This is a genomic window from Noviluteimonas caseinilytica (assembly GCF_018406605.1).
Classification (GTDB): Bacteria; Pseudomonadota; Gammaproteobacteria; order Xanthomonadales; family Xanthomonadaceae; genus Noviluteimonas; species Noviluteimonas caseinilytica.
Genome location: NZ_AP024545.1, coordinates 1,494,082 through 1,514,874 on the forward strand (window position 1 = coordinate 1,494,082; position 20,793 = coordinate 1,514,874).

The 20,793-nt window shown below is 68.8% G+C and carries 23 protein-coding genes; 12 read left to right on the forward strand and 11 right to left on the reverse strand.

What is annotated here, in order from left to right:
* Positions 1 to 22 precede the first annotated feature (22 nt).
* Positions 23 to 910, forward strand: a complete 888-nt coding sequence (locus LYSCAS_RS07250; protein ID WP_213437144.1) for a cytochrome c oxidase subunit 3 — start codon at positions 23 to 25, stop codon at positions 908 to 910.
* 88 nt (positions 911 to 998) lie between these two features.
* Here LYSCAS_RS07250 and LYSCAS_RS07255 read toward each other — a convergent pair whose 3' ends face one another.
* Complete coding sequence (locus LYSCAS_RS07255) at positions 999 to 1,223, reverse strand: twin transmembrane helix small protein (protein ID WP_213437146.1); 225 nt, start codon at positions 1,221 to 1,223, stop codon at positions 999 to 1,001.
* A 57-nt stretch (positions 1,224 to 1,280) separates the two neighbouring features.
* Between LYSCAS_RS07255 and LYSCAS_RS07260 the strand changes: the two genes are divergently transcribed.
* From LYSCAS_RS07260 to cyoE, 4 genes are read left to right on the forward strand one after another with little or no spacing between them, the layout of a single operon-like run.
* Positions 1,281 to 2,006, forward strand: a complete 726-nt coding sequence (locus LYSCAS_RS07260) for an SURF1 family protein (RefSeq protein WP_213437148.1) — start codon at positions 1,281 to 1,283, stop codon at positions 2,004 to 2,006.
* A complete protein-coding gene (locus tag LYSCAS_RS07265) occupies positions 2,003 to 2,590 on the forward strand; it encodes a hypothetical protein (protein ID WP_213437150.1) in 588 nt (195 codons plus the stop codon). Before LYSCAS_RS07260 ends, LYSCAS_RS07265 begins: the two co-directional genes overlap by 4 nt.
* A gap of 1 nt (position 2,591) precedes the next feature.
* Positions 2,592 to 3,743, forward strand: a complete 1,152-nt coding sequence (locus LYSCAS_RS07270) for a COX15/CtaA family protein (protein WP_213437152.1) — start codon at positions 2,592 to 2,594, stop codon at positions 3,741 to 3,743.
* Between the two features lie 6 nt (positions 3,744 to 3,749).
* Positions 3,750 to 4,655: a heme o synthase gene (gene cyoE, locus LYSCAS_RS07275; protein ID WP_213437154.1), complete on the forward strand. Its 906-nt coding sequence runs from the start codon at positions 3,750 to 3,752 to the stop codon at positions 4,653 to 4,655.
* Positions 4,656 to 4,909: 254 nt separating this feature from the next.
* Here the strand turns inward: cyoE and dnaG are convergent, their stop codons facing one another.
* The 3 genes from dnaG to rpsU all read right to left on the reverse strand — a co-directional run bounded on the left by dnaG (position 4,910) and on the right by rpsU (position 7,496).
* A complete protein-coding gene (gene dnaG / locus LYSCAS_RS07280) occupies positions 4,910 to 6,673 on the reverse strand; it encodes a DNA primase (protein WP_213437156.1) in 1,764 nt (587 codons plus the stop codon).
* 48 nt (positions 6,674 to 6,721) lie between these two features.
* Positions 6,722 to 7,171: a GatB/YqeY domain-containing protein gene (locus LYSCAS_RS07285; RefSeq protein ID WP_213437158.1), complete on the reverse strand. Its 450-nt coding sequence runs from the start codon at positions 7,169 to 7,171 to the stop codon at positions 6,722 to 6,724.
* A 109-nt stretch (positions 7,172 to 7,280) separates the two neighbouring features.
* On the reverse strand, positions 7,281 to 7,496 hold the full coding sequence (rpsU, locus tag LYSCAS_RS07290; RefSeq protein ID WP_182823286.1) for a 30S ribosomal protein S21: 216 nt from the start codon (positions 7,494 to 7,496) through the stop codon (positions 7,281 to 7,283).
* A 115-nt stretch (positions 7,497 to 7,611) separates the two neighbouring features.
* Here rpsU and tsaD point away from each other — a divergent pair, with 115 nt between their 5' ends.
* The 3 genes from tsaD to folK are packed head-to-tail and all read left to right on the forward strand — an operon-like array spanning position 7,612 to position 9,490.
* Complete coding sequence (gene tsaD, locus LYSCAS_RS07295) at positions 7,612 to 8,655, forward strand: tRNA (adenosine(37)-N6)-threonylcarbamoyltransferase complex transferase subunit TsaD (protein WP_213437160.1); 1,044 nt, start codon at positions 7,612 to 7,614, stop codon at positions 8,653 to 8,655.
* The gene (folB, locus tag LYSCAS_RS07300; RefSeq protein WP_213437162.1) at positions 8,652 to 9,008 is read left to right on the forward strand and encodes a dihydroneopterin aldolase; all 357 of its coding nucleotides are present in this window, start codon (positions 8,652 to 8,654) and stop codon (positions 9,006 to 9,008) included. Before tsaD ends, folB begins: the two co-directional genes overlap by 4 nt.
* A complete protein-coding gene (gene folK, locus LYSCAS_RS07305; protein ID WP_213437164.1) occupies positions 9,005 to 9,490 on the forward strand; it encodes a 2-amino-4-hydroxy-6-hydroxymethyldihydropteridine diphosphokinase in 486 nt (161 codons plus the stop codon). Before folB ends, folK begins: the two co-directional genes overlap by 4 nt.
* Here the strand turns inward: folK and LYSCAS_RS07310 are convergent.
* Complete coding sequence (locus LYSCAS_RS07310) at positions 9,487 to 10,227, reverse strand: pteridine reductase (RefSeq protein ID WP_213437166.1); 741 nt, start codon at positions 10,225 to 10,227, stop codon at positions 9,487 to 9,489. The genes folK and LYSCAS_RS07310 overlap by 4 nt on opposite strands.
* Before the next feature lie 57 nt (positions 10,228 to 10,284).
* Between LYSCAS_RS07310 and LYSCAS_RS07315 the strand changes: the two genes are divergently transcribed.
* Both LYSCAS_RS07315 and LYSCAS_RS07320 read left to right on the forward strand, forming a co-directional pair.
* On the forward strand, positions 10,285 to 11,478 hold the full coding sequence (locus LYSCAS_RS07315; protein WP_213437168.1) for a class I SAM-dependent methyltransferase: 1,194 nt from the start codon (positions 10,285 to 10,287) through the stop codon (positions 11,476 to 11,478).
* Entirely contained in the window at positions 11,475 to 11,882 is a 408-nt protein-coding gene (locus LYSCAS_RS07320) for a VanZ family protein (RefSeq protein WP_407075168.1), read from the forward strand. Before LYSCAS_RS07315 ends, LYSCAS_RS07320 begins: the two co-directional genes overlap by 4 nt.
* On the opposite strand, the gene LYSCAS_RS07325 is transcribed toward LYSCAS_RS07320, so the two are convergent.
* The 6 genes from LYSCAS_RS07325 to LYSCAS_RS07350 all read right to left on the reverse strand — a co-directional run bounded on the left by LYSCAS_RS07325 (position 11,859) and on the right by LYSCAS_RS07350 (position 18,391).
* Complete coding sequence (locus LYSCAS_RS07325) at positions 11,859 to 13,100, reverse strand: multifunctional CCA addition/repair protein (protein WP_213437170.1); 1,242 nt, start codon at positions 13,098 to 13,100, stop codon at positions 11,859 to 11,861. The genes LYSCAS_RS07320 and LYSCAS_RS07325 overlap by 24 nt on opposite strands.
* Positions 13,101 to 13,143: 43 nt before the next feature.
* The gene (locus tag LYSCAS_RS07330) at positions 13,144 to 15,174 is read right to left on the reverse strand and encodes a lytic transglycosylase domain-containing protein (protein WP_213437172.1); all 2,031 of its coding nucleotides are present in this window, start codon (positions 15,172 to 15,174) and stop codon (positions 13,144 to 13,146) included.
* 43 nt (positions 15,175 to 15,217) lie between these two features.
* Positions 15,218 to 15,955, reverse strand: coding sequence for an endonuclease/exonuclease/phosphatase family protein (locus LYSCAS_RS07335; protein WP_213437696.1), 738 nt, complete (start codon positions 15,953 to 15,955; stop codon positions 15,218 to 15,220).
* A gap of 32 nt (positions 15,956 to 15,987) precedes the next feature.
* Positions 15,988 to 16,821, reverse strand: coding sequence for a thiol:disulfide interchange protein DsbA/DsbL (locus tag LYSCAS_RS07340; protein WP_213437174.1), 834 nt, complete (start codon positions 16,819 to 16,821; stop codon positions 15,988 to 15,990).
* 41 nt (positions 16,822 to 16,862) lie between these two features.
* Positions 16,863 to 17,492, reverse strand: coding sequence for a thiol:disulfide interchange protein DsbA/DsbL (locus LYSCAS_RS07345; protein WP_213437176.1), 630 nt, complete (start codon positions 17,490 to 17,492; stop codon positions 16,863 to 16,865).
* Between the two features lie 134 nt (positions 17,493 to 17,626).
* On the reverse strand, positions 17,627 to 18,391 hold the full coding sequence (locus tag LYSCAS_RS07350; protein ID WP_213437178.1) for a c-type cytochrome: 765 nt from the start codon (positions 18,389 to 18,391) through the stop codon (positions 17,627 to 17,629).
* A gap of 153 nt (positions 18,392 to 18,544) precedes the next feature.
* Between LYSCAS_RS07350 and yihA the strand changes: the two genes are divergently transcribed.
* Both yihA and LYSCAS_RS07360 read left to right on the forward strand, forming a co-directional pair.
* Positions 18,545 to 19,144: a ribosome biogenesis GTP-binding protein YihA/YsxC gene (yihA, locus tag LYSCAS_RS07355; protein ID WP_213437180.1), complete on the forward strand. Its 600-nt coding sequence runs from the start codon at positions 18,545 to 18,547 to the stop codon at positions 19,142 to 19,144.
* Between the two features lie 212 nt (positions 19,145 to 19,356).
* Positions 19,357 to 20,733 (forward strand): glutamate--cysteine ligase, encoded by a 1,377-nt coding sequence (locus LYSCAS_RS07360; protein WP_213437182.1) that lies wholly within the window; start codon positions 19,357 to 19,359, stop codon positions 20,731 to 20,733.
* Positions 20,734 to 20,793 lie beyond the last annotated feature (60 nt).

Genomic DNA, 20,793 nt, shown 5'->3' on the forward strand with positions numbered 1-20,793 from the left:
CAACGAACCACCGGAAACGACCATGGCAGACGCCCACGCCCACGAGACGCACGACACGAACGCCTATTACGTGCCGCATGGCAGCCGCTGGCCGGTGGTCGCGTCGGTCGCGCTGTTCACCACGATGCTGGGCTTCGCCAACTGGCTCAACGACGTCAGCTGGGGCAAGACCGTGTTCTTCCTCGGCATCGCGTTCCTCGCCGCGATCCTGTTCAAGTGGTTCACGGACGTCATCCGCGAATCGCTGCGCGGCTTCTACAACAAGCAGGTCGACACCTCCTTCCGCATGGGGATGGTGTGGTTCATCTTCTCCGAGGTGATGTTCTTCGCCGCGTTCTTCGGTGCGCTGTTCTACGCGCGCCAGTTCGCGTTGCCGTGGCTGCAGGGCGAAGGCCACAAGCTCGCCACGCACGCGGTGCTGTGGTCGGACTTCACCGGTGGCTGGCCGAGCAACGGCCCGGGCGCGATCGGCGGTACGTACCAGACGATCCCGCCGTGGGGCCTGCCGCTGCTCAACACGCTGATCCTGCTGACCTCGGGCGTCACGGTCACCATCGCGCACCACGCGCTGAAGGCCGGCCACCGCAAGCAGCTGTTGTTGTTCCTCGGCATGACGGTGTTGCTGGGCGCGCTGTTCCTCACCTTCCAGGCCGAGGAATACATGCACGCCTACAAGGAGCTCAACCTGACGCTGGGTTCGGGCATCTACGGCTCCACGTTCTTCATGCTCACCGGTTTCCACGGCGCGCACGTCACGCTGGGCACGATCATGCTGGCGATCATCTGGATGCGCTGCTTCGCCGGCCATTTCGATCGCGACAACCACTTCGCGTTCGAAGCGGTGGCCTGGTACTGGCACTTCGTCGACGTGGTGTGGCTGGGCCTGTTCCTGTTCGTGTACGTCCTGTAAGGGCGTTACGCGACCCAGAGTGACTGCGTGACCCGACACGGGCCGGCGTTGCCGGCCCGCGTCGTCTCCGGCGACATACTCGATGGAATCAGGGCGCGCGGCCGATGCCGTGCGGCACGATCCAGCCCATCTTGATGCTGAGCGCCACGATCAGGATGAGCACCACCGACAGCGCGATGCGCTTGGTGAGCGCATTGACCGTCCGGTTGGTGGTCCCCTTGTCGACCAGCATGTAGTACAGCCCGGCGCCGAGGTTCCAGAGGATGAGTATCAGGAAGCCGACGATCAACAGGGTCTTCAGCGAATCGCTCATGGCGGCGTCTCCCGGCGCGTTGTTGCCGGCATTATCGCGCCGCGCGCGGGGCATCGCGTGACCCGTCGCGGGACGCTCGTGTTCGGCTGGACGCTGGCGCTGCTGGCGATGGCGGGCTTCGCGCGCCTGGGCTTCTGGCAGTACGGGCGGATGCACGAGAAGCAGGCGATGCTGGAGCGCGCGGCGCAGGCGCTGCACGACCGCAAGCCGCACCCGCTCGATGCCGCCGACGCACAGCCCGACCAGGGCCTCGACGTGCGCTGGGTCGAAGGCGACGGCCACGTCCTCGCGCCCACGCTGCTGCTCGACAACCAGCTGCGCGAAGGCCAAGCCGGCGTGCGCCTGTACTGCGTGCTGCAGCCCGCCACCGGCGCGGCGCGCCTCGTCGATTTCGGCTGGCTGCCCGTGGCGGGCGATCGCAAGCTGCCCGATGCCAGCTGCGCGCAGGGGCCGCTGCACGTGCGCGGCCTGTCGGCGCCGCCGCCGTCGAGCGGCTTCCCGATCGGCGCGGCGATGCAGCAGGTCGGCCCGTCGCGCTGGCTGATGATGCGCGTGGATTTCGGCGCGATCGATACCGCGCTGCATGCGCGCCTCGCCTCGCACGTGGTGCGCCTGGATCCCGCGCTGCCCATCGGCTACGTGCGCGACCTCGACATCCTCCCCAACACGCTCCCGCCCGAACGGCACCTGGGTTACGCCGTGCAGTGGTGGGCCATGGCCATCACGGTGTTCGTCACCGCGTTGCTCCTGACGTTCCGCAAGAAAAAGAAGGTCCGTGCATGAATCGTCCCGTCGACCCCGCGCAGGCCACGCGCAACCGCAACCGGATGACGCTGGTCGCGATCGCGTTGCTGTTCTTCGGTGCGCTCGCCGTGGCGGGTTTCCTGCGTTTCTCCGGCTGGCGCCCCGCGGGCCTGAAGGCGCGCGGCGAACTGCTGCAGCCGCCCGCGGACCTGCGCCGCGTGGCGCCGGTGCTCGCCGATGGCACGCAGTACGCATGGAACCCGGCCACGCGCACGTGGCGCATCGCCGCGATGGCGCGCGATTGCGACACCACCAACGCCGCCGCCTGCGCCGACGTGCTCTCGCAGCTCGACACCGTGTGGCAGCTGATGGGCCGCGACGCCGATCGCGTCGACGTGCTGTGGGTCGGCGCCGTCCCCGCGAATGGCACGCGCCCGGGCACGCTGCGCGCCGTGCGCGCCAGCGACGCGTTGCGCGACGGCCTGCCGCGTTCGTCCGATGCACGCGGTCCGGTCGTCGTCTACATCCTCGATCCGAACGGGTTCGTGGTTCTGCGCTACGCTCCGGGCTTCGACCCCGGCGACCTGCGCACCGACCTGTCCCGCCTGCTCAAGGTGAACTGAGATGACGATGCGCCCGACGCCGGTGGTGCCGTACCGCCACTTCCACCGCCTCGCGTGGCTCGCCGTCGCGCTGGCCTTCGGCGTGATCGTGTTCGGTGCGTTCGTGCGCTTGTCGAACGCGGGCCTGAGCTGCCCCGATTGGCCCACGTGCTACGGCCGCGCCGCATGGCCGACGCACGCCAACGACGCCGCCGACCACGCCGCCACCGCGATCCGCGCGGTCGAACCGCACAAGGCCTGGCGCGAACAGCTGCATCGCATGCTGGCCGGTTCGCTCGGCGTGCTCGTGTTGTCGCTCGCGTTGCTCGCCGCGCGCAAGCGTCGCCATGGCCTCGTGCAGGTGATCGGCGCCGCGGTGCTGGTGGGCATCGGCATTCCGCTCTACATGCACGGCCAGCACGCGGCGGCCTCGGTGTTCGCGATCCTCGGGGAAGGACTGCTGCTTTTCGCCGCCTTGCGCTGGTCGAACCTGGACCTTGCGCGCGCCGCTGCACTCACGCTCGCCGTCATCGTGTTCCAGGCGTTGCTGGGCATGTGGACGGTCACGTGGCTGCTCAAACCCATCGTGGTGATGGGGCATTTGCTCGGCGGCCTGCTCACGTTCTCGCTGCTCACGTGGATGGCGTGGAAAGCCACCGACATCCCGATCCGCCTCGCCGATGCGAAGCGCGTGCGCCTGCTGCTCGGCATCGGGCTGGCGCTGCTCACGCTGCAGATTGCGCTCGGCGGCTGGACCAGCGCCAACTATGCCGCGCTCGCGTGCGCCAACGATTTCCCGAAGTGCGTGGGCCAGTGGTGGCCGCCGACGAATTTCCGCGAAGGCTTCGTGCTCTGGCGCGGCATCGGCGTGGACTACGAAGGCGGCGTGCTCGACGGCGCCTCGCGCATCGCGATCCAGATGGCGCACCGCATCGTGGCGGGCGTCGTGTTCGTGTACCTGCTCGGCCTCGGTTACCGACTGATCCGCACGCCGGGCATGCTCGCGTGGGGCGTGACGCTGGCGGTGCTGGTGTGCGCGCAGGTCGCACTGGGCATCGCGAACGTGAAGCTCGGCCTGCCGCTGCAGATCGCGGTGGCGCACAACGCCGGCGCGGCGCTGCTGCTGTTCGTGCTGGTCTCGCTGATCGCGCGCGTGCGCCGGCCGGAGGCCTGACGCCCCATGCGCTCCACGGCCGCCCAGTACTGGACGCTCACCAAGCCGCGCGTGGTGGCGCTGATCGTGTTCACCGCGCTGGTGGGCATGTTCCTCGCCGTGCCCGGCCTGCCGCCGCTGAAGGAAACGGTGCTCGGCCTGCTGGGCATCTGGCTCGCGGCCGCGTCCGCCGCGGCGATCAACCACGTGCTCGACCAGCGCATCGACGCAGTGATGGCACGCACGCACGATCGTCCGTTGCCCACCGGTGGCCTGCGCACCACGCAGGCCGTTGTCTTCGCGATCACGCTGGGCGTCGCCTCGATGGCGATCCTGGTGTTCCTCGTCAATCCGCTGTGCGCGGTGCTCACCTTCGCGTCGCTGATCGGTTACGCGATCGTCTACACCGGCTGGCTCAAGCGCGCGACGCCGCAGAACATCGTGATCGGCGGCATCGCCGGCGCCGCACCGCCGGCGCTCGGCTGGAGCGCGATCACCGGCACGCTGGATCCGCATGCGCTGCTGCTGGTGCTGATCATCTTCGTCTGGACGCCGCCGCACTTCTGGGCGCTGGCGATCTTCCGCCGCGAGGATTACGCGCGCGCCATGATCCCGATGCTGCCCGTCACCCACGGCGTCACCTACACGCGCTGGCAGATCCTGCTCTACACGGTGCTGCTGGTGCTGGCGACGATCCTGCCGTGGGCCACCGGCATGAGCGGCCTGTTCTACCTGGGCGGGGCGCTGGTGCTGGGCGTGGTGTTCCTCTGGTACGCCTGGCGCCTGCTGGATCCGCCGGACGAGTTCTTCGCCATGCGCACGTTCCAGTACTCGATCGTGTACCTGATGGCGCTGTTCGCCTTCCTGCTGCTCGACCACTGGCTGATGCCGTGGCTGCAGGCGGCGCCCGCGATGCAGCTGCAGGCCACCTGAGGCCCCGCAAACCGCGGCCTGTTCCGCAGTTCGGCGCTGTAACAGGGCGCGCTTGTTACAGGCCTGCGGGGCTGTGATGCGTTTCGCAGAGCGATGACGCCGATCGGCGTTTCATCGGTCTCCCAGAGGGGGGACGCACCATGAACCGAGTCGACCAGTCCGATCGCAGCGAGCGCGGGGCGCGCGTGCTGCTGTTCTTCGCCCTGTGCGGGGCCGTGATGTGGGCGTTGGCCAGCGCGCCGGCGTAACCGGGGTTACTGCGCGGGCGCCAGCTCGCGCTTCAGCGCGCCGATCTGCACGGGGAGTTCGCGCAGCTCCAGCTTCTCCGCATCGCTGAGCGCCGACAGCCCGCGCTCGTTGATCTCGCGGTTCAACTCCGCGATGCGCTGCTCCAGGTACTGCAGCTCCAGCATGCGCAGGATGCCGCGGAATTCCGGCTCGGCCTCGCCGTGCTCGTACAGGTTGGATTCCATCGCGAGCTTCTGCAGCGCGGCGGACTCATCGCGTTCGGAAAAGTGTTCGAGCAGCCCGCCCGTGGTGATGGCGGGGCGCTCCTTCGCCGCGGCGATCATGTCGACCAGCAGATCCACGCCCGGCAACTGCAAGGCCGCGAACCGATAGGGCGGCGACAACGACAACGCCAGCGCCGGTTGCTGCAGCAGCAACGCGATCGCACCGCGCACCAGGCTCTTCTTCGCCGGCGGCGTGATCGGCGCCGAGCGCGCGCGCTGCACCGGCACGTGCGTGTCCGGCGTGCTGGCCCGCGCCCCCACGCCGGTGAGTTCCACCAGGCGCTGCTTCATCAGGTCGCCGAACGCACCATCGGGAATCTGCGCCAGCAACGGCTTGCAGCGTTCGGCCAGCCGCGCCTTGCCGTCCAGGTTGGACAGGTTCACGTCGGTAGCCATGTGCGAATAGAAGAACTCCGACAACGGCATCGCCTGCTTCAGGCGCACGTCGAAGCCGTCGGCGCCTTCCTTGCGCACGATCGTGTCGGGATCCTCGCCATCGGGCAGGAACAGGAAGAACGCCTGACGGCCGTCCTTCATGCGCGGCAGCACGGATTCGAGCGCCTTCCACGCCGCGCTGCGGCCCGCGCGATCGCCGTCGAAACAGAAATACACATCCGCCGCGTTGCGGAACAGCAACTCCGCGTGGTCGGACGTGGTCGCGGTGCCCAGCGTGGCCACCGCCTGCGACACGCCGTACTGCGCGAGCGCCACGACATCCATGTAGCCCTCGACCACGATCAGCCGTTCGAGCTTGCTGTTGACCTGCCGCGCCTGCCACAGCCCATACAACTCGCGGCCCTTGTGGAAGAGGGCGGTCTCGGGCGAGTTGAGGTACTTCGGCGAATCCTCGGCATCCAGCACGCGCCCGCCGAAGGCGATGGTGCGCCCGCGCCGGTCGGCGATCGGGAACATCAACCGGTCGCGGAACTTGTCGTAGATGTTGCCCTTGTCGTTCTTCGAGAACAGGCCCGCGCGCTCGAGCAATTGCATGCGGCGCTGGTCGGTGCCGAGCGCATCGCGCAGTGCGTTGAAGCCATCGGGCGCGTAACCGATCGCGTAGCGTTCGGCGATCTCGGGCGCGATGCCGCGGCGTTCGACGTAGGCCTGCGCCTTGTCGCTGCCGGAAAGGTGCTTGCGGAAAAACTTGGCCGCGGCATCGAGCGCCGCGAACAACTCGTGCGTGTCGCCGTCTTCGTTGCGCTGGCGCGTGTCGCGCGGCACTTCCATGCCGACGCGCTTGGCGAGTTCGTCCACCGCGTCGAGGAACTCGAGGCGGTCGTAGTTCATCAGGAACGAAATCGCGGTGCCGTGCGCCTGGCAGCCGAAGCAGTGATAGAACTGCTTGGTGGGCGAGACGGTGAAGCTGGCCGAGCGTTCGTCGTGGAAGGGGCAGCGCGCCGCGAATTCCTTGCCCTGGCGTTTCAACGGCACGCGCGAGGCGATCACCTCGACGATGTCGGTGCGCGCGAGCAGGTCGTCGATGAAAGCGTCGGGGATGCGGGCCATCAGAAGCTCAGGATGCCACGCCGACGGCGCGGCGGAAGGCGCGCGCGATCAACCGCCGGCGAGGCGGCGCTTCACGATCTTCGAGACGTCGCCCATGTCGGCCTTGCCGGCCAGGCGCGGCTTGAGCACGCCCATCAGCTTGCCCATGTCGGCCGCGCCCGCGGCGCCGCTGTCGCGGATCGCGCCGTCGACGATGTCCTCGATCTCGGCCTCGGACAGCTTGGCCGGGAGGTAGTGCTCGATCACCGCGATCTCCGCGCGCTCGATGCCGGCCAGGTCTTCGCGGTTGGCGGCGTCGTACTGCGACACCGAGTCGCGGCGCTGCTTGACCATCTTCTCGAGCACGGCCAGCACCTGGGCGTCGTCCAGCTCGATGCGCTCGTCGACTTCCTTCTGCTTGATGGCCGCGTTGATGAGGCGGATGACGCCGAGGCGTTCCTTCTCGCCGGCCTTCATCGCGGTCTTCATGTCGTCGGTGAGCTGGGTCTTGAGGCTCATGCGGGATCCTTGGCGATCGATTGGCACAAATGCGAAAAGCCGGCGCGCTTGCGCGCGGCCGGCTTCGCGGGATCAATGGAGTCCGGCACGGGGGCCGGACGCCGGTCGATCAATACAGGCGCTGGCGCTTGGTCACGTCGCGCGAGGTGCGACGGGACTGGCGCTTCACCGCGGCGGCGGCCTTGCGCTTGCGTTCCTGCGTGGGCTTCTCGTAGAACTCGCGCTTGCGGGTCTCGGCGAGGACGCCGGCCTTCTCGCAAGTGCGCTTGAAGCGGCGCAGGGCAAACTCGAAAGGCTCGTTTTCGCGGACTTTGACGCTCGGCATACGGTTTCTCTGTTCGGGGATCGGCCGGGTCACGCCCGGCGAGCCGCGTATGATAGCCGCACGGTTTTCCGGGGCGCAACCTCAAATGCCCCGCCGACTGCAGATCCGAACCCCCATGCGCGTCCTAGGCATCGAAACCTCCTGCGACGAAACCGGCGTGGCCGTGTACGACACGGACCGCCCCGGCCCCGATGGACTGCGCGCCCACGCGGTCTACAGCCAGATCGCCCTGCACGCCGAGTACGGCGGCGTGGTGCCTGAACTCGCCAGCCGCGACCACGTGCGCAAGCTCCTGCCGCTCGTCCGACAGACCCTGGCCGAGGCCGGCATCGCCATGCGGGACATCGATGGCGTGGCCTATACGGCCGGTCCGGGCCTGGTCGGCGCGCTCCTCGTGGGGGCCGGCGTGGCCCGTTCGCTGGCCTGGGCGCTGGATGTCCCGGCCATCGCGGTCCATCACATGGAGGGGCACCTGCTGGCGCCCCTGCTCGAGGATCCGGACCTCAAGCCCCCGTTCGTGGCCCTGCTGGTGTCCGGCGGCCACACCCAGCTGATCGAAGTCGACGCCATCGGGCGCTATCGCCTGCTGGGCGAAACCCTCGACGACGCCGCGGGCGAGGCCTTCGACAAGACCGCCAAGCTGATGGGCCTGCCGTACCCGGGCGGGCCGCAGCTGGCCGCGCTGGCGGAGCAGGGCCGGCCCGGCGCCTACAAGTTTTCCCGGCCGATGACCGATCGCCCCGGCCTGGATTTCAGCTTCAGCGGCCTGAAGACCCAAGTGCTGCTGGCCTGGCGCGACAGCGACCAGTCCGAAACCACCCGTGCCGACATCGCGCGCGGCTTCGAGGACGCCGTGGTCGACACGCTGGCCATCAAGTGCGAACGCGCGCTGGATGCGGCCGGCTGCGACACCCTGGTGGTCGCCGGCGGCGTGGGCGCCAACAAGCGCCTGCGCGCCAAGCTCGATGCCATCGCCACGAAGCGCGGCGGCCGCGTGCGCTTCCCGCGCCCGGCGCTGTGCACCGACAACGGCGCGATGATCGCCTTCGCCGGCGCGCTGCGCCTGCAAGCCGGCCAGCATTCGGACACCGCCGTGTCGGTGCAGCCGCGCTGGGATATGGCATCGTTGCCCGCCGTGCCGGACACCGCGAACGCATGAGCGACAAGGTTTTCATCGAAGGCCTGCAGATCGACACCCTGATCGGCATCTACGACTGGGAGCGGCGCATCCGCCAGCCGCTGCGCTTCGACATCGAGATGGCCTTCGACAACCGCGTGCCCGCCGCGAGCGACGCGATCGAAGACACGCTGGACTACAAGGCGGTGAGCAAGCGCCTGATCGCGTTCGTGTCCGCGTCGGATTTCGGACTGGTCGAGAAGCTGGCCGAACAGTGCGCGAAGCTGATCCTCGACGAATTCAACGTGTCCCACGTGCGTTTGAAACTCAGCAAGCCCGGCGCCGTGCGCGGCGCGACCGCCGTGGGTGTGATCATCGAACGCTCGCGCGCGTGAGCACGACGCGCGCCTACCTCAGCCTCGGCAGCAACGTCGAGCCCGAGCGCCATATACGCGCGGCCATCGACGCATTGCGCGCGCGCTTCGGCGACGTCGTGGTCTCGCCGGTGTATCGCGTGCCCGCGGTCGGCTTCGACGGGCCGGATTTCCTCAACGCCGCCGCGATCATCGACAGCGACCTGGATCCCTTCGCGCTCGTGCGCTGGCTGCAGGACCTGGAACGCGACAACGGGCGCATCCGCGGGCACGTGAAATTCAGCGACCGCACGCTGGACGTCGACCTCGTGTATTTCGGCGACCTCGTGCTCGAAACGCCCGAGCTGCAACTGCCGCGCCCCGAATTGCGGCATGCCTTCGTGCTGCGTCCGCTGGCGGACATCGCGCCGGCGTTCGTCGATCCCGTGCGGCAGGTAACGTTATCCGACCTGTGGTCCGCGCACGCCGAGCACGGCGCGCACCTGGACATCGTCGCGCTCTAGCCTTCGAGCAACCGGCCGCCGTCGAGGCGCAGCACCTGGCCGGTCGTGTACGTCGCATCCTGCAGCAACCAGCGCACGGCTTCGGCCACTTCTTCCGGCGTGCCGGTGCGCCCGAGCGGCGTGCGTTCGAGCATCGCCTGCTTCATCGCATCGTCCTTGCCGGATTCCGGCCACAGGATCGCGCCCGGTGCGATCGCGTTGACGCGGACTTCGGGCGACAACTCCAGCGCCAACGCGCGCGTCATGTACGCCAGCGCCGCCTTGCTCATGCCGTACAGCGCGTGCGCGCGCAGCGGGCGTTCGGCGTGGATGTCGGTGAGGCTGACGATCGCGCCGCGCGTGGCGCGCAGGTGCGGTGCGGCGGCCTGCGAGAGGAAGAACGGTGCGCGCACGTTCGCGGCGAACAAGGTGTCCCACTGCGCCGGCGTCGCTTCGCCGATCGGCGTCGGGAAGAACGCCGAGGCGTTGTTGACCAGCGCATCGAGGCGCCCGAAGCGCCCGATCGTGTGCGCGAGCAATTCCGGCAAGCGATCGAACTCCGAAAGGTCCGCCTGCAACACGTGCGTGCTGTTCGCGCGCTGCGCTTCGAGCGAGGCCGCCATCGCGTTGCATTCGATGCGCGAGCGTCCGCAATGCATCGCGACGTCGTAACCCGCGGCGTGCAGGCGACGTGCGATCGCGGCGCCCAGGCGTCGGGCGCTGCCGGTGATGAAGGCGACGGGGCGGGCGTTCGTCATGGGCGCTTTCCGAGAGTCCGGCTATCCTGCGCCGCATTGTTGCCGCATTCCCTGTCCATGTCCGCACCGCAGTCCCTTCCCCCGATCGACCCCGACGCCCTGGCCCACAGCGAACGCCTCCGCGTCCGCCTGCAGGAGCAGATCCTCGCGTCCGGGGGCGCACTTCCGTTCTCGCGGTTCATGGAGCTCTGCCTTTACGCACCGGGCCTGGGCTACTACAGCGCGGGCGCGACCAAGTTCGGCGCGGCGGGGGACTTCACGACCGCGCCGGAGCTCGGCCCCTTGTTCGCCGCCTGCGTCGCCGACAGCCTGGCGCCGGTGCTGCGGCAGCTGGGGCCGGCGGCCGACATCGTCGAGCTCGGCGGCGGCAGCGGCGTGTTCGCCGAAGTCGCGCTCAAGAAACTCCTCGCGCACGACGCGCTCCCCGCGCGTTACGCGATCCTCGAACCCAGCGCCGACCTGCGCGCCCGCCAGCAGGAGCGCCTGCGCGAACGCCTCAACCCGTTGCTGTACGACCTGGTCGACTGGCTCGACGCGCCGCCGCAGCAACCGTGGGACGGCGTGCTGTTCGCGAACGAAGTGATCGATGCCTTGCCGACGCCGCGCTTCACGCTGCGCGATGGCGAAGTGTTCGAAGAGCACGTCGCGCTCGACGGCGATGGTCGCTTCGTGCGCGCGGACCGTCCCGCCGACGCGCTGCTCGCCGCCGCGGTGCGGCATGTCGAACGCCAGCGCGAGGAACCCTTCCCGGACGGCTATCGCTCCGAGTTGCTGCCGCAATTGCCGTACTGGATCCAGGCGGTGATCGGCGGCCTGCGCAGCGGTGCGATGTTGTTCGTGGACTACGGCTATCCGCGCCACGAGTACTACTCGGCGCAGCGCAACGACGGCACCTTGCGCGCGTTCCATCGCCATCGCATGACCAACGACGTGTACGCGTTGCCCGGCCTGCAGGACATCACCGCGTCGGTGGATTTCACCGCGCTCGCGGAAGCAGGCACGGGTGCGGGCTTCGATCTCGCGGGCTATTGCTCGCAGGCGAGCTTCCTCATCGGCAATGGCCTCGAAGGCAACCTTGCCGCCGCCGAAGCGCGCGCGCACGACGAAGCCGCACGCTACAAGCTGCGCCAGGAAGCCAAGCGCCTCACGCTCCCGGGCGAAATGGGCGAACGCTTCCAGGCGATGGGCTTCCAGCGCGACGTGGGCTTCGACGTCGCCTTCCTCACCGGCGACCTGAGCTGGCGCCTGTGATCCGCTGGCCGGGGACGGGCGCGCTCAAACCGTTCGCACGACCGCAACGCTGGCTCGGCGCGTGGTGGGTGATGATCACGGCGGTCATCGTCGGTTCGTTGCTGCCCGCGTTGTTGTTGCCGGACCTGCCGCCGGGCAGCGACAAGCTCGAACACTTGCTCGGTTACGCCACGCTGGCGGCGACCGCGGTGCAGCTGTTCGCGACGCGTGTGTCGATATTGCGCGCTGGCCTGTTCCTCGTCGCACTGGGCGTGGCGATCGAAATCGCGCAGGGCACGTTGACCACGACGCGTTCGATGGATGTCCACGACGCGATCGCCAACACGCTGGGCGTGTGCCTGGGCCTGTCGACGCTGCTGACGCCGATGCGCGACTGGCTGCTAGGCGTCGACCGACGCGCCTGACGCGCGCGCCGCACCGATCGCGCGGATCCGCGCCTGCGCCAGCGCTTCACCGAGCGCCGGGCCTTCGAGGCCTTCGCGCATCACGTCCGCAGACTTCACCTGCAGGGTGGCGTCGAGCAAACGCAGCAGCTCGGCGCCCTGCGGATAGGCCTCGTCCTGCAATCCCGCGCGGCCGCGCTTGTCCGCTTCGCACACGAGTGCCAGCTGCGCGATGCGCGCCGGCTGGCGGAAGGCATCGCAGCGCGCCAGCAGTTCGTGCACCGTGCGATCGCGCAATTCGAACAGGCGATGCACGTTGAGGTGTTCGCGGCAGGCCAGCTTCGCGAGGTCGCGATGTTGCGCCGGCACCTTCATCCGCTCGCACAGCACGCGCAACGGGGCGAGGCCTGCGTGTTCGTGTCCGATGTGTTTCGGCAGCACGTCTTCGGGCGTGAGCGCCTTGCCGAGGTCATGCGCGAGCGCTGCAAAGCCCACCACTGCATCGCCGGGCGCGAGTTGCGCGGCCATGTCGCAGACGAGTTCGATGTGCACGCCCGTGTCGACTTCCGGGTGGTACTCCGCGCGCTGCGGTACGCCGTAGAGCGCATCCACTTCCGGCAACACCACCGCGAGCGCACCGCACGCACGCAACGTCCGCAGGAACGCGGCCGGCGCCGCCGAGGCCAACGCCCGCGACAACTCCTGCCACACGCGTTCCGGCACCAGGTCGGAGAGTTCGCCGCCCGCCACCATCTCGCGCATCAGCGCCATCGTTTCCGGCGCGACTTCGAACCCGAGTGGCGCAAACCGCGCCATGAACCGCGCCGCGCGCAACACGCGCAACGGATCCTCCACGAACGCCGGTCCGACGTGCCGCAGCACGCGTGCTTCCAGATCGCGCGCGCCACCCCACGGATCGACGAGCGTGCCGTCCGCCGCCTGCGCAATCGCGTTGATGGTGAAGTCGCGCCGCTGCAGGTCTTCGTCGAGCGTCACCGACGGATCGGCATCGACGACGAACCCACGATACCCGCGCCCGGATTTGCGCTCGGTGCGCGCGAGCGCGTATTCCTCGCCGGTCTTCGGATGCAGGAACACCGGGAAGTCGCGGCCCACCGGCTTGAACCCGCGCGAGAGCATTGCTTCCTGTGTTTCGCCCACGACCACGTAGTCGCGATCCCCGGCCGGCAGGCCGAGGAGGGCATCGCGCACGGCGCCGCCGACGAGGAAGGTTTGCATGCGCGGGATCATGCCGGTTTTCCGGCACGCCGCGGAAGCAGGCTCAGGACTTGGTGACGGTCGGTGCCGGGGTCGCCACCGGGCACGTGAATTTCTTCCGCGCCCCGCCGGCCTGCCCGCGCATCCGGTTGCTCACCGGTGCCGCATCGCCATTGAGGCGCCAGTCGTACAACACGCTGAAGGCCAGCACGCGCGCCACGTACTCGCGCGTTTCCTTGTAGCTGATGGTCTCGATCCAGAATTCCGGATCCATCCCTGGCCGCTGCGCCTGCCAGCGCGCCAGCGGCGCCGGCCCCGCGTTGTAGCCGGCCAGCACCATGTACGGCGGGCCGTAACGGTCGTAGAGCTGTCGCAGGTACGCGGTACCGATCGCGATGTTGGCGTCGGGGTCGTACAGCGTGGCCACGCCATTCCACGGCACGCCGATGCGGCGCGCGACCGCCAGGCCCGTCGCCGGCACCACCTGCATCAGGCCCATCGCGTTCGCGCCCGAGCGTGCGTTCGTATCGAACACGCTCTCCGCGCGGATCTCCGCGGCCACCCATGCAGGATCGAGCCCGTTCTTCGCGGCCTCGCGGCGGATCGTCGCGTCGTGGTGCAGCGGGAAGCGCAAGGTGTACAGCCGCGTTTCCTCCGGCTGCTTGCCGAGCGAAAACACCGCGCGGTCGAACCACCCGTATTGCTGGGCCACCTTCACCGCATAGCGCCGCTGCTCGTCGCTGAAACGCGACAGCGCGTCGTCCCACTCGCGCTGCGCCCAGCCGTCGCGATCGAGCTGGTGCAGCGCCAGCGCGCGCACGAGCGCCGGATCGCGCGCGATCGTCGCTTCCACCGGCGAATTGGCGGACAACTCGATCGGGCACAACGCGTAGGGCAGGTTGAGCTTGTCCGCGGCGAGGAAGCCGTGGAATTCCGGCTTCATCGCGGCCTGCCGGTACAGCGCAGGTGCGGCGGCCTTGTCGCCGGCGATCTCGTTCAAGCGCGCGGCGAAGTACAACCAGCGCGAATCGCTGCGCTGCTTCTCGCCCATCTTGTTGATCGCCGCCAGCGCCGCCGGCCAGTCGCTGCGCGACATCGCTTCGCGCACGCGCCATTCGTGCAGGCGCTCGTCGTACGCGGACGCCGGCACGGCGTTGAGCCGCTTCGCCGAATCCGGTTCGTACGAGGCCACCGTCCACAGCGCGGCCTGGTACAGCACGCGTGCGCGATCGGCTTCGGTGAACTGCAACGCATCGCCGTACTTCGGCAACTGCGTGTCGACCGTCATCGGCACCGACTTCGCCAGGCGCGCGAGGCCCTGCGACGCCATCATCCGGCTGCGCGCGGTCTTCGGCCACGTGAGCGCGCGGTCGTGCACCGCATCGAAGAACGCGGCGTAATCGTTGGCCAGCGCCAGGTCGTCCGCGGGCAATCCGCGGGCGGCGTTGCGCATCGTCGCCGGATCCCATTCCGCCGCGGCCTTGTCGATGCGTTCCCAGCGCAGCGCCGGGGGCAGGCCGCCCTTCGCCGCGAGGATCGCCATCGGTGCATCGCAGCTGGACGGCAACGGCTTGCCGTTGATGCGCCAGATCGCCTGCGCGTCGCTGACCCATTGTGCATCGGTGGTGCCGAGCGCCTGGCGTTCGTTGAGTTCGGCGCAGCGCAGGTCGACGCTCTTGTTGTCCGCATTCCACGCGGCGCGGAATGCAGGCCAGTCTTCGCGGCGCGCGGTGGACGCGAGCCACAGGTCGCGGAACGCGGCACCCACCGCCTGGCCGCGGTACTTCGCGAGGAACGCCTGCGCACGTGCATTCGGCACGAGGTCCATGCTGCGCTTGAGCTCGGCGAATTCGATCCAGCCGGCGAGGGGATGCGTGGCGAGCGAATCACGCTGCGCGCCGGTCAGCTGCCCGCGTTCGGCGGCATCGAGCGCGGCGCGTACGTCTTCGCGGCGCGGATCGCTGCGCAATTGCACGGGCGCGGGCGACACCGAGGCGGCGGGGGCCGGCGTGGGCGCGCGTTGCTGGGCGGGCACCTGCGCGGAACCACAGCAGGCGACGACGAAGAACGCTGGAATCAGGGGGCGCAGCGACATGCCACGGACGATAGCAGAGCCACGCTTGCTGTCGTGTTTACGGTCAGCGCAACGCCCGTTCGGGCACGTCGATTTCCGCCGCGAGCGCGAGATGGTCCGAGAAAGCGGCCGCGAACGCGGCCATGTTCGCCACCTGCAGGTCGCCGGTGGTGAGGATGTGGTCGATCGCGCGCTGCGGTCGCCAGCTGGGGAACGTGGGCACGCACGACGCCGGCGGCTGCAGTTGCGTGCGCTTGTACAACTGCTGCATCTCAGGCCGGTCCGGATCGCAGTTGAAGTCGCCCATCAGGATCGCGTGCGGATGGTCGTGCAGGAGTTCGGCGATGAAGGACAGCTGCGATTCGCGTGAACTCGCACCGAGCGACAAGTGCGCGATCGCCACCGCCAGTCCGTCGCGCCCTTCGCCGAAATGCGCCAGCAACACGCCCCGCCCGCGCACGCGGCCGGGCAGGGGGTGGTCGTGCACGTCGGTGGGTTCCAGCTTCGACAACAAGCCGTTGGCGCTGGACGCCAGCCCGCCGACGCGACGGTTGGGCTGGTGGCTCCAGTACGCGAAGCCCCCGCGTTGCGCGAGGTAGTGCGTCTGGTTGGTGAACCCCGACCGCAAGCTGCCGGGGTCGCTTTCCTGCAATCCGACGATGTCGTGCTGCCCGGCCAGGTGCGCGATCTGGTCCAGCATCCCGCGCTTGTTGCCGGCGGGCAGCACGTGCGACCAGCTGCGCGTGGCGTAATCGCTGAAGCGCCGGGTGCTCGACCCGGCCTGGATGTTCGCGCTGAGCAGCTTGAGCCGGCGTTTCGCCATCGCGTCGGTGATCAGCCCTGCGCTGCGGTGGTGGCGGGGGCGGCGGGCGCGGCGCCTGCGGCGCGTTCCTGCGCGATCAAGGCGCTGGCGATGCGCAGCATGTCCTCGAAGCTGGTGCCGGTGACCTTGTACTTGCCGTTGACGATCAGCGTGGGCGTGCTGTTGGCGTTCGTGCGCTGCATGAACTGCTTGCCGCGGTTGACCTGCGCCGCGACGGTGAAGCTGTTCATCGTGCTGAGGAATTCCTTCGGGTTGGCGCCGTACTTGCCGTAGAAGTTGGCGATGGCCTGTTCGTCCACCGGGTCGCCTTCGCCGGGCATCGTCTGCTCGACGTGGATCGCGCGGATCAGCGCGTCGTGCGAACGGTTCACCAGGCCCATCGAGTCGGCGACGTAGAACGCCTTCGCGTAGGGATTCCATTCCGGGCCGAACGGCGCGGGCACGTAGCTGAAGCGCACGTCCGCCGGCAGCTTGGCCTTCCACGCTTCGACCAGCGGATTGAACGCGGCGCACGCCGGGCAGACGTAGCCGAACACTTCGACGACTTCGATCTTGCCGTTGAGCGGCATCCACGGCTGCGGATCCTTGATCTCGACGTAGTCGCGACCGACCTGCAGGCCGTTCGGGTTGGCGGCGAGCGCCTTGTCGGCGGCGGCGTCGGCCGACGCGCTGGGCGCGGCGGCGGTGGTGCTGGCGGGCGCGGGGGTGGTGCCGGCCGGTTCGTCGGCGCTGGCCGGCGTTTCGGCGGTGGACGCCGGCGCAGGGGTGTTGGTGGCGGGCGGCGTCGGGGCGCTGCACGCGGCCAGCGCAACGAGCAGCAACGGAAGGAGGGCGCGGAGCTTCATGGTCGGTCCTCTGGGATTCGTGTGGAGGTCGTGCAAAAGGGTCAGGGCTTCGCCGACAGCAGCATGTCGACGATCCGGCGTGCATTGGCCAGCTGCGCTTCGGCGGAATTGCCCGCGACGCGATACTGCCCGTTGACGATCAGGGTGGGCGTGCCTTCGATCTTGCTGCGCAGCGAGAAATCGTGCGCGGCCTGCATGCGCACGGCGACCGCGGGGCTGGCCATCGCGGCGAGGAACTTGGTCGGGTTCACGCCGAGCGTCTGGTAGTAGCTCGCGATCTCGCCGTCGGTGGGGTTCATCGCCAGCAGGCTGTCGTTGTGGATCGCGCGGAACGTCATCGCGTGCGTGCGCGGCAACAGGTTCATCGATTCGGCCGCGAAGAACGCGCGGCCCAGCGAATCGTCCACCTCGTACGCGGCGGGCACGTAGTTGAAGCGCACGTTCTTCGGCAGCGTGGCCCTCCACGTTTCCACGGCCGGCGCGAAGTGCGCGCAGTGGATGCAGGTGTAGGCGAAGATCTCGACGACTTCGACCTGGCCCGGCTTCAACGGACGGAACGGCGCGCCGTCTTCAATGCGCTGGTAATCCACGCCTTCCACGGGCGCGTCGGCCGCGAGCGCGACGGCGGGCAACAGCAACGCGAGCAGCAACACCATCAGCGACCGAACCATGCCCATCCTTCCGTTGCGCGGCCCGTGACGGGACGCGGACAAAAAAAAGCCGGCCTCAGTGTGGGGCCGGCGCACCGATCAAGGTTGTGAACGCTTGCTCCGACACGCAGCACGCGGCGAAGTTCCGCGTGCCGTCAGTCCGCCGCGACGGCTTCGTCGCCGCGCGCGTGCAGGCCCTGCAGGTAGCTGGCGAGCGACTGGATCTCTTCGTCCGTCAGCGGCTTGGCCACCGAGGCCATCACATTGAACAGGTGCGGATCGGCCTGCGTGGTCGTGCCCGCGCGGTATTCCTCGAGGCGACGCTGCGCATACGCGCTCTGCTGGCCGGCGATGGCGGGATACGCCGGGCCCGGGTTGCCGGCGCCGGCGGGGCCGTGGCACGCCATGCATGCCGGGATGCCGCGCGCCGCGTCGCCCTGGTGGAACAGGCGTTCGCCGACCTGGTAGAACTTCATGCCCTTGTTCGGGCCGTCCGCGATCACGGTGTCGTCGGCCACGCCCGCACCGGCCTTCTGCGTCGCGAAGTACGCACCGAGGTCGCGCATGTCCTGCGCGCTCAGCGCATCGGCGTAGGGCTTCATCACCGCGGCCATGCCCGAGTTGCGCTCGCCGCTCTTGATGAGCGTGATCTGGTGGGCCACGTAGCGCTCCGGCATGCCGGCCAGGCGCGGGTACTGCGGATCGGACGGGTTGCCGTCCAGGCCGTGGCAGGCCGCACAGGTGCCGGCCTTGGCGGCGCCGCGCTTCACGTCGCCCCAGGTGGCCTTGGCCTCGACCAGCGGCGCGGTCTTCGCGGCCGCATCGGCGGGCACCGGCTGCACGGTGGTCTGGGCGAAAGCCACGGCGGCGACCGCAAAAGCGGCGATGCCGGCGTAGCCGAGGACGCGTGCGTGGCGCATGCAAAGCTCCGGGAGTGCTGGGAATGCGGCGCCGGGAAAGGCCCGCAGAGGCGCGGGATTATCGTCGGCCGCGCCTGATCGGGTCAAACCGGACAACGGATGGGATTCGGATCATCAGGGGCCCCGGCGGGGCCGGCGTGCGATCCTTGCGCCATGTCGAACCCCTTTGCCCGCGCCAAGTACGCCCTCTCGGCGCACAACTTCCGCCAGCTGCCGCCCGATGCCGGCGCCGAGGTGGCCTTCGCCGGCCGCTCCAACGCCGGCAAGTCCAGCTGCCTCAACGCGCTCGTGCAGCAGAACGCCCTGGCCCGCGTCTCCAAGACGCCGGGCCGCACGCAGCAGCTCGTCTTCTTCGACGTCGCACCGCAGAAGCACCTCGTCGACCTGCCCGGCTACGGCTACGCCAAGGTGCCGCAGGACCTGCAGGCGCACTGGCAGCAGTTCCTCGATGGCTACTTCTCCACGCGCGATGCGCTGCAGGGGCTGGTGGTCATCATGGACATCCGCCACCCGCTGAAGGACTACGACCGCCAGATGCTCGGCTACGCCGCCAGCCGCGGCCTGCCCGCGCACGCGGTGCTGACCAAGGCCGACAAGCTCTCGCGCGGTGCCGCGGCCAACACGCTGCAAGCGGTGCGGATGGAGTTGCAACGCCTGTGGGCCGACACGGTGTCGGTGCAGACCTTTTCCGCCGAATCCAAGCAGGGCGTCGACGAACTGCGCAAGGTGGTTTCGTTCTGGCTGCAGATCTAGCGGCCTGCATGCCGACGGCTTCCCGTTTGCCTTGGGGCAGGGGGAAGCAACGGACCTGAACATCATCGCGTCGCTGGAACACAACCCCAGCCGCGGAACGCCAGTGTCCTGATTGCGTGACGATTCGGCCGCCTTGCCGGGACTATAGTCCCCGGCCAGCGACAGTCCGGGCCGTGTCCCACTCGCCGCCCCCCATCGCAACGAGTCGTCGGATGTCGAGCCTCAGCAACGTCGCAGAACTTCCCATCACCGACCGGCGCGAACTGGTCGAGTACCTCGCGTCGGGCAGCAAGCCGCGCGAAGACTGGCGCATCGGCACCGAGCACGAGAAGTTCGGTTTCCGCAACGACGACTTCCGCGCGCCCACCTTCGACGGCGACCGCGGCATCGAAGCGATGCTCAACGGCCTGGTGCGCTTCGGCTGGGTGCCGGTGCAGGAACACGGACGCACGATCGCGCTCACCCGCGACGGTGCGTCGGTCACGCTGGAACCGGCGGGCCAGTTCGAACTCTCCGGTGCCCCGCTCGAATCCGTGCACGACACGTGCCGCGAAACCAACGGCCACCTGGCGGAAGTCAAGACGGTCGGCAACGAACTCGGCCTCGGCTTCCTCGGCATGGGCTTCCAGCCGAAGTGGCGCCGCGACGAAATGCCGTGGATGCCCAAGGGCCGCTACAAGATCATGCGCGAGTACATGCCCAAGCGCGGCGACCTCGGCCTGGACATGATGACGCGCACCTGCACCGTGCAGGTCAACCTCGACTTCGCCAGCGAAGCCGACATGGTGAAGAAGTTCCGCGTGTCGCTGGCGTTGCAGCCGGTGGCCACTGCGTTGTTCGCCGATTCGCCGTTCACCGAAGGCAAGCTCAACGGCTTCATGTCGTACCGCTCGCATATCTGGACCGACACGGATCCCGATCGCACCGGCATGCTCGACTTCGTGTTCGAGGACGGCTTCGGCTTCGAGCGCTACACCGATTACCTGCTCGACGTGCCGATGTACTTCGCCTACCGCAACGGCGAATACCTGGATGCGTCGGGCAAGTCGTTCCGCAAGTTCATGGAAGGCAAGCTCGACGTCGTGCCCGGCGGCCTGCCCACGCTGCGCGACTGGTCGGACCACATGACCACCGCGTTCCCCGAAGTGCGCCTGAAGAAATACCTGGAAATGCGCGGCGCCGATTCCGGTCCGTGGAATCGCATCTGCGCGCTGCCCGCGTTCTGGGTCGGCCTGTTGTACGACGATGCGTCGCTCGATGCGGCCTGGGACCTGGTGAAGGATTTCTCGCGCGAAGAACGCCACGCCTTGCGCGACGGCGTGCCGAAGCACGCGTTCAAGCTGCCGGCGCGCGTCGGCGGCACGCAGGCCACGCTGCGCGAGTTGTCGATCGAAGCGCTGAAGATTTCCGCCGCCGGCCTGCAGCGCCGCGCGCGTCGCAATCGCAGCGGCCACGACGAAAGCGTGTTCCTCGATCCGCTGATCGAATCCGCCGAAGCGAACCAGACGCCGGCCGAACGCAAGATCGCGCTGTTCGAAGGCCCGTGGGCCGGCGACATCAACCGCGTCTTCGCCGAGTTCGCGTACTGAATGCCGTGCTCCTCCCCGCTCGCGGGGAGGCCGGGAGGGGACGGCCCGATCGCTGCGTAG

Coding starts and splice junctions, on each gene's coding strand:
- LYSCAS_RS07315 (WP_213437168.1), top strand. CDS start 10,285: ATGTCCGCACCGCAGTCCCTTCCCCCGATCGACCCCGACGCCCTGGCC.
- LYSCAS_RS07285 (WP_213437158.1), bottom strand. CDS start 7,171: ATGAGCCTCAAGACCCAGCTCACCGACGACATGAAGACCGCGATGAAG.
- LYSCAS_RS07250 (WP_213437144.1), top strand. CDS start 23: ATGGCAGACGCCCACGCCCACGAGACGCACGACACGAACGCCTATTAC.
- LYSCAS_RS07360 (WP_213437182.1), top strand. CDS start 19,357: ATGTCGAGCCTCAGCAACGTCGCAGAACTTCCCATCACCGACCGGCGC.
- cyoE (WP_213437154.1), top strand. CDS start 3,750: ATGCGCTCCACGGCCGCCCAGTACTGGACGCTCACCAAGCCGCGCGTG.
- LYSCAS_RS07345 (WP_213437176.1), bottom strand. CDS start 17,492: ATGGTTCGGTCGCTGATGGTGTTGCTGCTCGCGTTGCTGTTGCCCGCC.
- LYSCAS_RS07340 (WP_213437174.1), bottom strand. CDS start 16,821: ATGAAGCTCCGCGCCCTCCTTCCGTTGCTGCTCGTTGCGCTGGCCGCG.
- folB (WP_213437162.1), top strand. CDS start 8,652: ATGAGCGACAAGGTTTTCATCGAAGGCCTGCAGATCGACACCCTGATC.
- LYSCAS_RS07325 (WP_213437170.1), bottom strand. CDS start 13,100: ATGCAAACCTTCCTCGTCGGCGGCGCCGTGCGCGATGCCCTCCTCGGC.
- LYSCAS_RS07265 (WP_213437150.1), top strand. CDS start 2,003: ATGAATCGTCCCGTCGACCCCGCGCAGGCCACGCGCAACCGCAACCGG.
- dnaG (WP_213437156.1), bottom strand. CDS start 6,673: ATGGCCCGCATCCCCGACGCTTTCATCGACGACCTGCTCGCGCGCACC.
- LYSCAS_RS07255 (WP_213437146.1), bottom strand. CDS start 1,223: ATGAGCGATTCGCTGAAGACCCTGTTGATCGTCGGCTTCCTGATACTC.
- LYSCAS_RS07310 (WP_213437166.1), bottom strand. CDS start 10,227: ATGACGAACGCCCGCCCCGTCGCCTTCATCACCGGCAGCGCCCGACGC.
- rpsU (WP_182823286.1), bottom strand. CDS start 7,496: ATGCCGAGCGTCAAAGTCCGCGAAAACGAGCCTTTCGAGTTTGCCCTG.
- LYSCAS_RS07270 (WP_213437152.1), top strand. CDS start 2,592: ATGACGATGCGCCCGACGCCGGTGGTGCCGTACCGCCACTTCCACCGC.
- tsaD (WP_213437160.1), top strand. CDS start 7,612: ATGCGCGTCCTAGGCATCGAAACCTCCTGCGACGAAACCGGCGTGGCC.
- yihA (WP_213437180.1), top strand. CDS start 18,545: ATGTCGAACCCCTTTGCCCGCGCCAAGTACGCCCTCTCGGCGCACAAC.
- LYSCAS_RS07330 (WP_213437172.1), bottom strand. CDS start 15,174: ATGTCGCTGCGCCCCCTGATTCCAGCGTTCTTCGTCGTCGCCTGCTGT.
- LYSCAS_RS07350 (WP_213437178.1), bottom strand. CDS start 18,391: ATGCGCCACGCACGCGTCCTCGGCTACGCCGGCATCGCCGCTTTTGCG.